Source organism: Vibrio sp. D401a (assembly GCF_030248515.1).
Lineage (GTDB): Bacteria > Pseudomonadota > Gammaproteobacteria > Enterobacterales > Vibrionaceae > Vibrio > Vibrio rotiferianus.
The window spans coordinates 408167-423693 of sequence record NZ_JAHGAI010000001.1 but is presented as its reverse complement, the minus strand read 5'-3'; the positions used below and the strand labels follow the sequence as shown (position 1 = coordinate 423693).

Sequence of the window (15527 nt, the reverse complement as noted above, 5' to 3'; positions counted from 1 at the left end):
TATAAAGGATAAGACGTGCAGAACGTCCCTAAGACAGCCGAGATCTGTCTGGGATTCTTACGTCGACATTGAACTGGAAGGATGTATCTATGGTAGATAGAGAGCAAAATTCACAGGGTCTGTACACTCCGGAGCTGGAGCATGACGCTTGTGGTATCGGTTTTGTTGCTCACCTTAAAAACCGTAAATCTCATGAAGTAGTGACTCAAGCATTGGATATGCTGGCTCGCATGGAACACCGTGGTGGCCAAGGCTGTGATCCATGCAGCGGTGATGGCGCGGGTATCTTGCTACAAAAACCTCATGAATTCCTATTAGAAGAAGCCGTTAAGCTAGGCATTAAACTGCCTTCGTTTGAAAAGTATGGTGTTGGTGTCGTTCTTTTCCCGAAAGACGAATACAAACGCGAACAATGCCGTGACATTCTAGAACGCAACGCACAGCGTCTAGACCTTGAAGTTATCGGCTACCGCGTTTTGCCAACCGACAACTCAATGATCGGTGCAGACCCACTAAGCACAGAGCCTCAGTTTGAGCATGTGTTTATCTCTGGTGGCCCTGGCATCACACCTGAAGAGCTCGAGCGCAAACTGTACGTACTTCGTAACTACACTGTACGTGTTTGCCTAGAAAGCGTTTCGAACATTGGTGACGACTTCTACATTAACTCAATGTCTTACAAGACATTAGTGTACAAAGGTCAGTTAACGACCGAGCAAGTACCTCAGTACTTCCTTGATCTGCAAAACCCGACCATGGTGACTGCACTAGCACTTGTACATTCTCGTTTCTCTACCAACACCTTCCCGAAATGGCGTCTTGCACAGCCTTTCCGTTACATTGCCCACAACGGTGAAATCAATACAGTTCGCGGTAACTTGAACTGGATGAAAGCCCGTGAAGCAATTCTAGAATCAGACCTGTTTACTCAGGCTGAAATCGACATGCTTCTTCCAATCTGTCAGGAAGGCAGCTCGGATTCATCTAACTTTGACATGGCACTTGAGCTCCTAGTTCTTTCTGGTCGCAGCCTGCCACACGCATTGATGATGATGATCCCAGAAGCATGGCAAGAAAATAAAAACATGGATCCTAAGCGTCGCGCGTTCTATCAGTACCACGCAAACATCATGGAACCATGGGATGGTCCAGCTTCAGTATGTTTTACTGATGGTGTTCAAGTTGGTGCGACACTCGACCGTAACGGTTTGCGCCCTTCTCGCTACACAGTGACCAAAGATAACTTCCTAGTGATGGCATCTGAATCTGGTGTTGTGGATATTGAACCAGAGAACGTAGAGTTCCGCGGTCGCCTACAACCAGGTCGTATCTTCGTTGCAGACCTAGAGCAAGGTCGCATCATCTCTGATGAAGAAGTGAAAGACACCATCGCAACGGCACAGCCTTACGAGAAGTGGGTAGAAGAAAACCTACTGAGCTTGAAGAAGCTACCAGATGCGAGCAACCAGTTCAGCCAACCTTCTCCAGAGCGTTTGCTACACCGTCAGCAAGCTTTCGGTGTGAGCATTGAAGAAGTGAACGAAATCATCGTTCCAATGGCGAATGATGCGAAAGAGCCATTGTCAGCTATGGGTGCCGACTGGCCTCTTGCAGTCCTATCTCATCAATCTCAGCATCTTTCAAACTACTTCAAGCAGCTGTTTGCACAGGTAACTAACCCGCCGATCGACCCGATCCGTGAGCGTATGGTTATGTCGCTGAACACTTACTTGGGTAAAGACCAAAACCTTCTGACTGAAACACCACTTCACTGTCAGAAAGTCGAATTGGAATCGCCGGTTCTGGCGAACTCTGAGCTTGAAAAACTGCGTGCGATCGATAACGAGCACCTACAAGCGAAGACGTTGGATATCGTATTCCAAGCCAATGAAGATCAAGGCAAGCTTGAGCGTGCACTAAAACGTATCTGCCAATACGCAGAAGACGCGGTTATCGATGGTTACTCAATCATCCTACTAACTGACCGTGCAGTGAACTCAAACCACGCAGCGATTCCAGCAATGCTGGCAGTTGGCGCAGTGCACCACCACTTGATCCGTAAAGGCCTACGTGCGAAGTGTGACATCGTGGTTGAAACCGGTGACGCGCGTGAAACGCACCACTTTGCAACGCTACTTGGTTACGGTGCGAATGCGGTTAACCCTTACCTAGTGATTGAAACCATCATTGAACTTCAACGTACGAAGAAGTTGGATCCAAAAGCGAACCCTCGCGACCTGTTCAACAACTACCGTAAAGCGATCAATGGCGGTCTTCTGAAGATCTTCTCGAAGATGGGTATTTCAACGCTACAGTCATACCACGGTGCGCAAATCTTCGAAGCCTTAGGTATCCACAAATCAGTGGTCGACAAGTACTTCACAGGTACGGTTTCTCGTATCCAAGGTCTAACCCTTGATGATATCGCCAAAGAAGTGCTGATCCGTCACCGCATCGGTTACCCACAACGCGAAATCCCAATTCAAATGTTGGATGTTGGCGGTGTTTACCAGTGGAAACAGCGTGGTGAGAAACACCTCTTCAACCCAGAAACCATTTCTCTACTGCAAGAGTCTACGCGCAACAAGAACTACGATCAGTTCAAGCAATACGCGACTGCTGTAGATAAGCAAGGTGACAATGCGGTAACCCTGCGTAGCCAACTTGAGTTCATTAAGAACCCAGCAGGTTCTATCTCTATCGACGAAGTCGAGCCAATTGAAAGCATCGTGAAACGCTTCGCGACCGGTGCAATGTCATTCGGTTCTATTTCTTACGAAGCACACTCCACACTGGCTGTTGCGATGAACCGCCTTGGCGCGAAATCGAACTCTGGTGAAGGTGGTGAAGACCCAATGCGTTTCGAACGCAAAGACAACGGCGATTGGGAACGCTCTGCGATCAAGCAGGTGGCTTCAGGTCGTTTCGGCGTAACCTCTTACTACCTAACCAACGCTGATGAGCTACAAATCAAGATGGCTCAAGGTGCGAAGCCAGGTGAAGGTGGTCAGCTACCAGGCGATAAAGTAGATGACTGGATCGGTGCTACACGTCACTCAACTCCGGGCGTCGGTCTTATCTCGCCACCGCCACACCACGATATCTATTCCATCGAGGATTTGGCTCAGCTTATCTACGACTTGAAGAACGCGAACCGCGCGGGTCGTGTAAACGTGAAGCTGGTATCGGAAGCTGGCGTAGGTACGATCGCTTCTGGTGTAGCGAAAGCGAAAGCGGACGTTGTACTTATCGCAGGTTTCGACGGTGGTACAGGTGCATCCCCAATGTCTTCAATCCGTCATACAGGTCTTCCTTGGGAACTTGGTTTGGCAGAAACACACCAAACGCTACTGAAGAACGGTCTACGTAACCGTATCGTGGTTCAAGCGGATGGTCAGATGAAGACACCTCGTGACCTTGCAGTGGCAACACTACTTGGAGCAGAAGAATGGGGCGTGGCAACCGCAGCATTGGTGGTTGAAGGTTGTATCATGATGCGTAAGTGTCATAAGAACACCTGTCCTGTTGGTATCGCGACTCAAAACAAGACACTTCGCGAGCGCTTTGATGGTCGCGTAGAAGACGTCGTAACCTTCTTCCAGTACATGGCACAAGGTCTGCGTGAAATCATGGCTGAACTTGGCTTCCGCACTATCGATGAGATGGTCGGTCAAGGTCAGAAACTGAAGATTCGCCAAGACGTTTCTCACTGGAAATACAAGAACCTAGACCTATCTCCTGTTCTACACGTTGAGCAACCACGCGAAGCTGATGGTGTATTCAACCAAGCTCAGCAGAACCACAACCTAGAAGAAGTGCTAGACCGCAAGCTGATTCAAGCAGCGATTCCTGCACTCGAGAAAGGCGAAGCGGTGAATGCCGAATTCCCTATCGTCAACACAGACCGCTCTGCAGGTACCATGTTGTCGAACGAAATCTCGAAAGTGTACAAAGATGCGGGTCTACCTCAACCAATGAACGTGAAGTTCAAAGGTTCTGCGGGTCAGTCATTCGGTGCATTCCTCGCTAAGGGCGTGAAGTTTGAAGTGGAAGGCGACGCGAACGACTACTGGGGTAAAGGCTTATCTGGCGGTACGTTAGTACTTTACCCAGATGCGAAATCAAGCATTGTCGCAGAAGACAACATCGTGGTTGGTAACGTGTGTTTCTACGGTGCAACTTCGGGTGAGTCTTTCATTCGCGGTATGGCAGGCGAACGTTTCTGTGTTCGTAACTCAGGCGCAAAAGTAGTAGTAGAAGGCGTCGGTGACCACGGTTGTGAGTACATGACGGGCGGTGCAGCAATTATCCTTGGTTCAACAGGTCGTAACTTTGCTGCAGGTATGAGTGGCGGCGTGGCTTACGTATGGGATAAATCAGGCGACTTTGAGTCAAAACTGAACCCAGAGCTAGTAGACCTAGATCCAATCGAGCAAGAAGACAGAGATCTATTACTCGACATGCTAACTAAGCATGTTCAATTCACAGGAAGTGAAGTCGCTCAGTCTTTCCTAGACAACTTTGAAGCAAGCCTAGCCTCTATGGTTAAGGTAATGCCGCGTGACTACAAAGCGGTTCTTCAAAAGCGTAAAGCTGAAGCGCAACAAACTGAAGCGGAGGCAGTGTAATGGGTAAGCCTACTGGATTTTTAGAGCATGGTCGTGAACTTCCACAGAAGATCGCCCCAGCTGAACGTATCAAGAACAACAAAGAGTTCGTTCTGAACGAGGAGTTTGGTGACAAGATCAATACTCAGGCTTCTCGTTGTATGGATTGTGGTGTGCCGTTTTGTCATAACGGCTGCCCTATCGGTAACATCATCCCAGAGTTTAACGATGCGGTTTATCGTGATAGCTGGGAAGAAGCTTGGAACATTCTAAGCTCAACCAATAACTTCCCAGAGTTTACTGGTCGTGTTTGCCCTGCCCCATGTGAAAGTGCTTGTGTACTTGGCATCAACCAAGATCCAATCACTATCTGTAATATCGAGAAAACCATCGTAGAAACAGCGTATCGTGAAGGGTACGCCAAACCAAAAACACCACGTTCTCGCACTGGCAAAACCGTTGCGATCATCGGTTCGGGCCCTGCTGGTCTTTCAGCAGCAGAGCAACTTAACAGCGCTGGTCATACTGTGACGGTATTCGAACGAGACGAGAAAGTAGGCGGTCTGCTACGTTTTGGTATCCCAGATTTCAAACTGGGTATGGACGTGATTGATCGTAAGATCAATTTGATGGCAGAAGCAGGTATTGAATTCAAAGTTAACCAACACGTTGGTGTTGATGTGAATGCCCAGCAACTTCGTCAAGAATTCGATGTGGTTCTACTAACGGGTGGTTCAACCGTTCCTCGTGATTTGCCAGTTCCGGGTCGTGAGCTAAGAGGCGTTCACTTCGCAATGGAATTCCTAGGTCAAAACAACCGCCGTGCCAACAACATGGATCTTAAGGGTGAAGAACTTCACGCCGCGGGTAAACATGTTGTCGTTATCGGTGGTGGTGATACCGGCTCTGACTGTGTGGGTACCTCTAACCGTCATGGCGCAACAAGCATCACTCAGGTTGAAATCATGCCGATTCCACCAGAGAAACGCCCTGCAAATATGCCATGGCCACAGTACCCAATGATTCTACGTACTTCGACCTCTCATGAAGAAGGTGTTGATCGTCACTGGAACATCCTGACCAAAGAGTTCATTGGCAATGACAAGGGTGAAGTTACAGGTCTTCGTTTAGCTGACATCGTTTGGCAAGATGCGAAACCTGGCGAGCGTCCAAGCTTCAAAGAAGTAGAAGGCAGCGAGCGTGTGATTCCATGTGATATGGCATTTCTAGCGATGGGCTTCCTACATCCTGAACCAACAGGCGTACTTGCTCAACTGGATATCGCGCTAGATGAGCGCGGTAACGTAGCAACTCAAGGTTTTGCTACTAACCAAGAAGGTGTATTTGCTGCTGGTGATATGCGAACAGGTCAATCTTTGGTGGTTCGTTGTATCAATGAAGGCCGCGAATGTGCCCGTGCTATCGATGATTACCTAATGGGTGGCACAAACCTAGAAGCAAAAGCAGATTCACTAATGCTTTCTGCTTAAAGGGAGTGCGCTTACTTCCTCTTTTCGAGGCATAAACCCAGCCATCAGTACTATCGATGGCTGGTCGTCAGGAAAGAAAACAGTTCCTTCCAATCTTTTTATTTTGACCAGCATTTTGTGCTGGTCTTTTTTATTCCCGCCAAAATCAAATGTTACTTTTTTGTAACAACCACTTTTCTATCTCACTGTTTTTCTTGAACTATTTCAGCCAATTAAATGGTAAATCGCATATTCACGCGATGATTCACTAATAACTTGACCTTTTTTACAATAAGCTATAGCTTGTGAAGTTGGTGAAAATAAAACACACAATTTTTGTTAATATATTTGACGAATTTTATTGAATAGATATACATAAAACTTAGAAAGTGACGCATAGTTAGTCATCATTATCAACTTGAGCAGTGTTGATATATCTGTCGGGATGACAGATAAGCAAAGGGAGAATTGCAATGGCTCTTTATGATCCAAGTCTTGAGAAAGACAACTGTGGATTTGGCTTGATCGCGCACATGGAAGGCGAGCAAAGTCACAAGCTGGTACGTACAGCAATTTCTGCACTTGACCGCATGACCCACCGTGGTGGTATCGCCGCCGATGGTAAAACTGGTGATGGTTGTGGTCTTCTTCTACAAAAGCCCGATTCCTATTTACGCCTTATCGCTGAAGAAAATGGCTTCAACCTTGGCAAGCAATACGCCGTAGGGATGATTTTCTTCAACCAAGACCCGGTGAAAGCTCAACTCGCCAAAGACATCATCAACAAAGAGCTCGCACAAGAGACTTTGACGGTAGCTGGGTGGCGTGAAGTACCAACCAATTCAGAAGTACTCGGCCCAATCGCCGCCGATTCACTTCCAGACATTCAACAAGTCTTTATATCTGCTCCGGCAGGTTGGCGCGAGCGTGACATTGAGCGTCGTCTCTACATTGCACGCCGTCGCATCGAGAAACAAATCACCGAAGATCCTGATTTCTACATCTGTAGCTTGTCGACACAAGTTTTGGTGTACAAAGGCTTGTGCATGCCTGCGGACTTACCGCGCTTCTATCTTGATCTTGCTGACCTACGCATGGAATCTGCTATCTGCCTGTTCCACCAGCGCTTTTCTACCAATACTCAACCGCGTTGGCCATTAGCTCAACCGTTCCGTTACCTTGCTCATAATGGTGAGATCAACACCATTGAAGGTAACCGCCAATGGGCACGAGCGCGAGCTTACAAGTTCTCGTCACCACTGCTGCCAGACCTACAAACCGCAGCACCGTTTGTGAACGAGACAGGTTCAGATTCTTCCAGCTTAGATAATATGTTGGATCTATTCCTTTCTGGCGGTATGGATATCTTCCGTGCCATGCGCATGCTTGTGCCACCAGCATGGCAAAACCACCCAGACATGGACCCGGATCTGCGAGCGTTTTACGACTTCAACTCCAAGCACATGGAGCCATGGGATGGTCCGGCAGGTATCGTACTGTCCGATGGCCGTTACGCTGCCTGTAACCTAGACCGAAATGGTCTGCGTCCTGCACGTTATGTGATTACCAAGGACAAATTTATCACCCTAGCATCAGAGGTAGGGATTTGGGACTACGCTCCCGATGAAGTTGCCGAGAAAGGCCGTGTTGGTCCGGGTGAGCTGCTGGTTGTCGATACTCGTAAAGGTAAGCTTTGGCAGTCTAGCGAGATCGATAACGATCTGAAATCTCGCCACCCTTACCGCGAATGGATGGAAAACAACGTTCGCAAACTCACACCTTTTGCTCAGCTACCTGAAGATCAAGTGGGTGAGCGCAGCTTTGATGAAGACTTGCTTAAGACTTATCAAAAGCAATTCGCCATGAGTAATGAAGAAGTCGATCAAGTGCTGCGTGTTCTTGGTGATATGGGCCAAGAAGCGGTCGGCTCTATGGGTGATGACACCCCAATGGCCGTTCTCTCGTCGAAAGAGCGCTTGGTGACTGATTACTTCCGTCAGAAGTTCGCTCAGGTAACCAACCCGCCAATCGATCCATTGCGTGAAAAACACGTTATGTCACTGGCGACCAGTATTGGTCAGGAGATGAACGTCTTCTGTGAAACCGATGGCCACGCCTACCGAGTGACCTTCGATTCACCAGTACTACTTTACTCAGACATGCAGCAGTTACTCGAGCTTGGTGACGATCACTACCGTAATACCATTCTCGACATCAACTACGATCCACAACAGAAAGATCTCAAACAGGCTATTGATGATCTGTGTGAACAAGCAGAACAGGTCGTACGTGAAGGCACGGTTCTAGTGGTGCTTTCAGATCGCGCTTTAGTCAAAGGCAAGCTGCCAATTCCTGCAGCAATGGCCGTCGGTGCGGTTCAAACTCGCTTGATCGATGCCAACTTACGTTGTGATGCCAACATTGTTGTTGAGACCGCAACAGCTCGTGACCCACACCAATTTGCTGTCTTGCTTGGCTTTGGTGCTACTGCGGTTTATCCATACCTTGCTTATGAAGCACTAGGTAAGCTGATTGATGATAAAGCGCTAGAAAAAGACTACCGCGATGTGATGCAAAACTACCAATACGGCATCAACAAAGGTCTGTACAAGATCATGTCGAAAATGGGTATTTCTACCATCGCCTCTTACCGCTGCTCGCAACTGTTTGAAGCGGTTGGCTTGAGCCAAGAAGTCGTCGACTTATGCTTTAAAGGCGTGACGACTCGTATTGAAGGCGCGAGCTTCGACGACTTCCAACAAGATTTGTACAACCTTTCTCGTAAAGCTTGGGCAAAACGTAAGGCCATCGAGCATGGTGGTTTATTGAAATATGTCCACGGTGGTGAATATCACGCCTACAACCCAGACGTAGTTGGCACACTGCAAACTGCGGTTAAATCAGGCGAAAGTAACGATTATCAGAGCTTTGCTAAGCAGGTGAACCAACGCCCTGTTGCCATGCTGCGTGACTTAATGGCGCTGAAAAAATCAGATTCCCCATTACCACTTGAGCAAATCGAGCCAAGCACAGAACTCTTCAAACGTTTTGACTCGGCGGCGATGTCCATTGGTGCACTTAGCCCAGAAGCGCACGAAGCACTTGCAACAGCGATGAACCGTCTCGGTGGTTACTCCAACTCGGGTGAAGGAGGTGAAGATCCACGTCGCTTCGGTACCGAGCGTAACTCGCGTATCAAACAGATTGCTTCGGGTCGATTTGGTGTTACGCCTCACTACCTAACCAATGCAGACGTGCTGCAGATCAAGGTCGCACAGGGTGCGAAGCCGGGCGAAGGTGGTCAGTTACCGGGACACAAAGTCACCGCAGAAATCGCAAAACTGCGTTATTCGGTACAGGGGGTGACTCTGATCTCCCCTCCTCCGCACCACGATATTTATTCGATTGAAGACTTAGCCCAGCTGATCTTCGACCTAAAACAAGTCAATCCAAAAGCGCTGGTTTCGGTGAAATTAGTATCTGAGCCTGGTGTCGGCACCATCGCAACAGGTGTCGCGAAAGCTTACGCTGATCTCATTACCATTTCGGGTTACGACGGTGGTACTGCAGCAAGCCCATTAACTTCAGTGAAATACGCTGGTAGCCCTTGGGAGTTGGGACTGGCAGAGACACAACAAGCACTGGTTTCTAATGGTCTACGTCATAAGATTCGTCTACAGGTAGATGGTGGTCTAAAAACCGGTCTGGACGTGGTGAAAGCGGCGATTCTCGGTGCAGAAAGCTTCGGTTTTGGTACTGCACCAATGGTGGCAATGGGTTGTAAGTTCCTACGTATTTGTCACCTCAACAACTGTGCTACTGGCGTTGCAACTCAAGACGAGACGCTGCGTAAAGAGTACTTCAAAGGTCTTCCGGAAATGGTGATGAACTACTTCATTGGTCTGGCAGACGAAGTACGCGGATTGCTCGCTGAACTTGGTGTTGAAAAACTGACTGACTTGATTGGTCGTACCGATTTGTTGGAAACCGTTGAAGGTCTGACAGCAAAACAAACCAAGCTGGATTTGTCGAATATCCTTGAGGCACCCGTCTCTCCAGAAGGACACCCTCTTTACTGGACACAACCAAATACACCATTTGATAAAGCAGAGCTAAACAACAAGATCATCGAAGACGCACTACAAGCGGTTGAAAAACGTCAATCTGCTAGCTTCTTCTACAACGTGATCAACACCGACCGTTCTGTGGGTGCTCGCCTATCAGGTGAAATCGCTCAGCGTTACGGCAACCAAGGCATGGCGGCAACGCCAATCAAACTGCACTTGGATGGCACTGCAGGTCAGTCATTTGGCGTTTGGAACGCGGGTGGCGTAGAGCTTTATCTCACTGGCGATGCAAACGACTACGTAGGTAAAGGCATGGCTGGCGGTAAGGTGGTTATCAAACCTCACCTTGGCACTGCATTTAAGTGTAATGAAGCGACCATCATTGGTAACACCTGTCTGTACGGGGCAACCGGCGGTAAGTTGTTTGCGGCAGGTAAAGCCGGTGAGCGTTTCGGCGTACGTAACTCAGGTACGATTGCTGTCATTGAAGGCGCTGGCGACAACGCTTGTGAGTACATGACCGGCGGTATTGTTGCCATTCTTGGCGCGACAGGCGTGAACTTTGGCGCAGGCATGACTGGCGGTTTTGCTTACGTATTGGATGAGAACCAAGACTTCCAAGGTCGCGTGAACAACGAGTCTGTTGAAGCGATTTCTCTATCGGATCTCTACATCCACCAAGAGCACTTACGTGGTCTGATTGCAGAACACCTTGAAGAAACCGGCTCTAGCCACGCAGAAGATATCTTGGCGAACTTTGATGAATGGATTCCAAAGTTCTACTTGGTGAAACCACAAGCGGCGGACTTACGCACGCTACTTGGTCACCAGAGTCGCAGTGCCGCAGAACTGCGCGTTCAAGCCCAGTAATCATGGAGGATGTTTGAATCATGAGTCAGAACGTTTATCAATTTATCGATGTTCAACGCGTAGATCCTGCGAAGAAGCCTATCAAAGTTCGTAAGATCGAGTTCGTTGAAATCTATGAACCGTTTACCAAGCAACAAGCGACTGCGCAGGCGGATCGCTGCTTAGATTGTGGTAACCCATATTGTGAATGGAAGTGCCCTGTCCACAACTACATCCCACAATGGTTAAAGCTAGCCAATGAAGGTCGTATCCTCGAAGCCGTTGAGCTATCGCACCAAACCAACAGCTTGCCTGAAGTTTGTGGCCGAGTATGTCCGCAAGATCGTCTATGTGAGGGCTCTTGTACTCTTAATGAGGACTTTGGTGCAGTCACTATAGGTAACGTTGAAAAATACATTACCGACAAAGCTTTCGAAATGGGCTGGAAACCTGATATGTCCAAGGTGGAGTGGACCGACAAAAAGGTTGCCATCATTGGTGGAGGCCCAGCAGGCTTGGCAGCCGCTGATATCCTAGTGCGCAATGGCGTGAAACCTGTCGTATTTGACCGCTATCCTGAAATTGGAGGCCTACTGACCTTCGGTATCCCTTCATTCAAGCTTGAAAAAGGCGTGATGGAAAACCGCCGCCGCGTCTTCACCGAGATGGGTGTTGAGTTCCGCATGAATGTCGAAGTAGGTAAAGATGTGCAGATGCAAGAGCTACTTGATGAGTACGATGCCGTCTTTTTGGGTGTTGGTACTTACAAGTACATGCGTGCAGGACTAGAAAATGAAGGTGCGCCGGGTGTTTACGATGCCCTACCATTCTTGATTTCAAATACCTACAAGGTGATGGATTTAGAGCACGACCAACCTTTTATCGACATGGCGAAACAACGCGTTGTGGTATTGGGTGGTGGTGATACCGCTATGGACTGTGTTCGAACCTCTATCCGCCAAGGCGCGTCAAACGTGGTATGTGCTTACCGTCGTGATGAAGCCAATATGCCCGGCTCTCGCCGTGAGGTGAAAAACGCCAAAGAAGAAGGCGTGAAGTTCATGTTCAATCTTCAGCCACTAGGGATTGAAGTGGATGCGTCTGGCAAAGTCTCGGGGGTCAAAGTGGTTAAAACCGCCCTTGGTGAGCCTGATGAAGCAGGTCGTCGCCGTCCAGAGCCAGTAGAAGGCAGCGAGCATGTTCTACCAGCAGACGTCGTGATCATGGCGTTTGGTTTCCAGCCACACAAAATGGACTGGTTAGCTCCGTTTGATGTCGATTTGGATCAATGGGGTCGTATCAAAGCCCCTGCTAAGCAAGAGTTCCAATTCCAGACCAGCAACGAAAAGATCTTCGCTGGTGGCGATGCGGTGCGAGGCTCAGATCTGGTCGTCACTGCCATTGATGAAGGACGAAAAGCGGCAGAAGGCATTCTCGATTACCTCGAAGTTTAATCACAGCTAACATCACAAAAAGGATCCTATTATTGGATCCTTTTTCTTTTGTATCCATATAATTAGAAGCAAAATTATAAGAGTAAATACAATGAAAAAAGCCGCTCTCCTTTCCATCACTTTGCTCGGCTTAACTGCTTGTAGCCAAGGAGTCACAACCATGACGGATCGTTCTCAATCACCTTGTGGTGACAAACCAAACTGCGTTTCCACCCAAGACACGCGTGAAGAATATAACCTAACGCCATTCACCCTAGCTGATTCAGCGAACATCGATGCTATTGAGCAAGTGGCACTTGAACTGCCGGGGGCGAAAACAGCGGTGAAAGAAGGTAATTACCTGCGAATCGAGTGCACATCTAAAATCATGCGCTTTGTGGATGATTTAGAACTCAAGCTTGAAGGCGATCAGTTAATTGTTCGCTCAGAATCTCGCGTTGGCTATTCAGACTTTGGTGTGAACCGTAAGCGTGCCGAACAATTACGGGCACTGTTGGCGAATGCTGGATTAATCAAATAACAACCACATATTGGTGCAGAGTGGTATACTCTCGCCAACTTTAATTTTTATCGAAAGAGAGTGTTATGAAAGTTGGTATCATCGGTGCGATGGAACAAGAAGTCACCATCCTGAAAGAAGCAATGACAAACTGCCAAACAGTAAGCAAAGCAGGTTGTACGTTTTTCTCTGGTCAGATTAACGACGTTGATGTGGTACTGCTTCAATCTGGCATCGGTAAAGTAGCGGCAGCAGTTGGTACAACCATTCTGCTAGACGAGTACCAACCAGATGTGGTTATCAACACTGGTTCTGCAGGCGGCTTTGACTCAAGCCTAAACCTAGGCGACGTTGTTATCTCAACAGAAGTTCGTCACCACGATGCAGACGTAACGGCGTTTGGTTACGAAATGGGTCAAATGGCAGGCCAACCAGCAGCATTCAAAGCGGATGAGAAGCTAATGGACCTTGCGGAAAAAGCGCTGGCTCAAATGGAAAACACTCACGCAGTTCGCGGTCTGATCTGTACTGGTGATGCGTTTGTTTGCACTGCAGAGCGCCAAGAGTTCATTCGTAAACACTTCCCTTCAGTTATCGCTGTAGAAATGGAAGCATCTGCTATCGCTCAAACTTGTCAACAATTCAACACGCCGTTTGTTGTTGTGCGCGCTATCTCTGATGTAGCAGATAAAGAATCGCCAATGAGCTTCGAAGAGTTCCTACCGCTTGCAGCGAAAAGCTCTTCAGAAATGGTATTCAAAATGTTGGAACTGACTAAGTAAGTCTATCGAATTTCATGGAAGAAACCTTTCAGCAATTTTATGCCAATGGTGCGCTCCTCGTCATGTGGGGCGCATTAGTATTCCATCTCCTGCTCCCCATTCCACACGCTGCACATCCAGTGACGCTTTGGCATAAGTTCGCCGAGCAACTAGCAAGCAAAGTCAATAACAACCACAACTACTCGCAAAGCATCATCTCTGGCGGACTCGCGCTTCTTCTTATGCTTGTGCCTTGCTTGATATTGCTGCTCGCGATGAAGCCTTTAGTTTGGCAAGCGCCGTTATTTGAGTTGGCATTGCTGCTGATTGCTCTCGACTGGCGAAACAACGAATCACTTGCTAAACAACTGGTCACCGCAATGTCGAATGAGAACAAAGCACAGTGCCGAGCGCTACTCAAACCTTACCTGAACCGCGATACAGAGAGCTTATCGCTACTAGGCATTGGTAAAGCTGGAGCAGAGACCATCATCATGGGTTACGGACGTAACGTAGTGTGTGTTCTGTTTTGGTATGGATTAACTGGTGGAATTGGTGCGCTGATGTATCGCCTAACCGCTGAACTTGCTCGAGCATGGTCCCCAAGTCGCCGTCAATATTCCCCATTTGGTAAGCCTGTAATTCAATTAACAGCGGCGCTAGAAATCATTCCATTGCGCTTATTCGCTATGTTTATTGGTGTGGGTAAAAACGTATCAAGCGTTTCAACCGCTATGCTTCAACAAGCGAAATCTTGGCCGCTTCCAGGGCCAGCTTGGTTGTTGTGCTCAATTGGTAACAAGCTTCAATTGTCGCTAGGTGGTCCTGCTTTATATCAAGGACAGCGAGCTGAACGAGCAAAAATAGGTGGTCGCATTGCGCCATCCGCCATTCATCTAGCGCAAATCCAAACCTTAATCGTTTGGCGTATCTTTGCTTGGATTGTTATCCAAAGCCTAATTCTCGGATTCATTTATCAAGGACTATGATGAAAAAACTTTGCTTTGCCCTCCCTCTAATCTTCTCTACCGTTTCTTTTGCCAATGAGCCTGTTCAACGTGTCATCAGTCTGGCGCCACACGCAACGGAAATTGCCTATGCAGCAGGCCTTGGAGACAAGTTGATTGCGGTCAGTGAGATGAGTGACTACCCGGAGCAAGCCAAAGATTTAGAAAAAGTATCAAACTACCAAGGCATCAAACTCGAACGCATCATCGCCCTGCAGCCCGACTTAGTTATCGCTTGGCCGGCAGGAAATCCAGCCAAAGAACTTGAGAAGCTCAAACAATTTGATATCCCTCTCTACTATTCAACGACTGGGACACTAGAAGATATTGCCCAAAATATTGAGCAGCTCAGCCAATACAGTGAAAAGCCCGAACTAGGACAAAAGGCCGCAGCAAATTTTCGTGCACAGCTAAAAACACTAAAAGAAAAGTACAATACCGAAGATAAAGTTAGCTACTTCTATCAGTTGAGTGAAAAACCGATCATCACCGTTGCGGGCAAGAACTGGCCAGGTGAAGTCTTCACCTTTTGCGGTGGTGAAAATATCTTTGCTAAAGGCAGAGCCCCTTACCCACAAGTCAGCATCGAGCAAGTGATTACTCGCCAGCCTGAAGTACTGTTCACCTCCCGCCATGCCATGGATAATGATGGTATGTGGGCAGAGTGGAAAAACGACATTCCCGCATTAAAAAATGACCATGTTTGGTCACTTAATTCTGATTGGATCAACCGCCCAACCCCTAGAACCTTAAACGCGATCACAGAGGTGTGCGAACACTTTGAAACCGTTCGGCAAAAACGCTAACGTTTCCG

The 15527-nt window shown here is 48.1% G+C and carries 8 protein-coding genes; all 8 read left to right on the top strand.

Annotated elements, in window-relative coordinates:
• Positions 1–89 precede the first annotated feature (89 nt).
• The 8 genes from gltB (KIV41_RS01940) (at position 90) to btuF (ending at position 15519) form a co-directional block, all read left to right on the top strand.
• Positions 90–4628 carry a glutamate synthase large subunit gene (gene gltB / locus KIV41_RS01940; RefSeq protein ID WP_285335580.1) on the top strand — a complete coding sequence of 1513 codons (4539 nt, stop codon included), beginning with the start codon at positions 90–92 and terminating at the stop codon, positions 4626–4628.
• On the top strand, positions 4628–6097 hold the full coding sequence (locus KIV41_RS01935; protein ID WP_285335579.1) for a glutamate synthase subunit beta: 1470 nt from the start codon (positions 4628–4630) through the stop codon (positions 6095–6097). The genes gltB (KIV41_RS01940) and KIV41_RS01935 overlap by 1 nt, the downstream gene beginning before the upstream one ends.
• Positions 6098–6549: 452 nt before the next feature.
• Positions 6550–11013 (top strand): glutamate synthase large subunit, encoded by a 4464-nt coding sequence (gene gltB / locus KIV41_RS01930; protein ID WP_285335578.1) that lies wholly within the window; start codon positions 6550–6552, stop codon positions 11011–11013.
• A 20-nt stretch (positions 11014–11033) separates the two neighbouring features.
• Positions 11034–12446, top strand: a complete 1413-nt coding sequence (locus tag KIV41_RS01925) for an FAD-dependent oxidoreductase (protein ID WP_285335577.1) — start codon at positions 11034–11036, stop codon at positions 12444–12446.
• A gap of 91 nt (positions 12447–12537) precedes the next feature.
• The gene (locus KIV41_RS01920) at positions 12538–12966 is read left to right on the top strand and encodes a DUF1499 domain-containing protein (RefSeq protein ID WP_010445903.1); all 429 of its coding nucleotides are present in this window, start codon (positions 12538–12540) and stop codon (positions 12964–12966) included.
• 65 nt (positions 12967–13031) lie between these two features.
• Positions 13032–13727 (top strand): 5'-methylthioadenosine/S-adenosylhomocysteine nucleosidase, encoded by a 696-nt coding sequence (gene mtnN, locus KIV41_RS01915; RefSeq protein WP_285335576.1) that lies wholly within the window; start codon positions 13032–13034, stop codon positions 13725–13727.
• Between the two features lie 14 nt (positions 13728–13741).
• Positions 13742–14695 (top strand): cobalamin biosynthesis family protein, encoded by a 954-nt coding sequence (locus KIV41_RS01910; RefSeq protein ID WP_038884199.1) that lies wholly within the window; start codon positions 13742–13744, stop codon positions 14693–14695.
• Complete coding sequence (gene btuF, locus KIV41_RS01905) at positions 14695–15519, top strand: vitamin B12 ABC transporter substrate-binding protein BtuF (protein ID WP_285335596.1); 825 nt, start codon at positions 14695–14697, stop codon at positions 15517–15519. The genes KIV41_RS01910 and btuF overlap by 1 nt, the downstream gene beginning before the upstream one ends.
• Positions 15520–15527 lie beyond the last annotated feature (8 nt).

Coding starts and splice junctions, on each gene's coding strand:
- gltB (WP_285335578.1), top strand. CDS start 6,550: ATGGCTCTTTATGATCCAAGTCTTGAGAAAGACAACTGTGGATTTGGC.
- btuF (WP_285335596.1), top strand. CDS start 14,695: ATGAAAAAACTTTGCTTTGCCCTCCCTCTAATCTTCTCTACCGTTTCT.
- gltB (WP_285335580.1), top strand. CDS start 90: ATGGTAGATAGAGAGCAAAATTCACAGGGTCTGTACACTCCGGAGCTG.
- KIV41_RS01920 (WP_010445903.1), top strand. CDS start 12,538: ATGAAAAAAGCCGCTCTCCTTTCCATCACTTTGCTCGGCTTAACTGCT.
- KIV41_RS01910 (WP_038884199.1), top strand. CDS start 13,742: ATGGAAGAAACCTTTCAGCAATTTTATGCCAATGGTGCGCTCCTCGTC.
- mtnN (WP_285335576.1), top strand. CDS start 13,032: ATGAAAGTTGGTATCATCGGTGCGATGGAACAAGAAGTCACCATCCTG.
- KIV41_RS01935 (WP_285335579.1), top strand. CDS start 4,628: ATGGGTAAGCCTACTGGATTTTTAGAGCATGGTCGTGAACTTCCACAG.
- KIV41_RS01925 (WP_285335577.1), top strand. CDS start 11,034: ATGAGTCAGAACGTTTATCAATTTATCGATGTTCAACGCGTAGATCCT.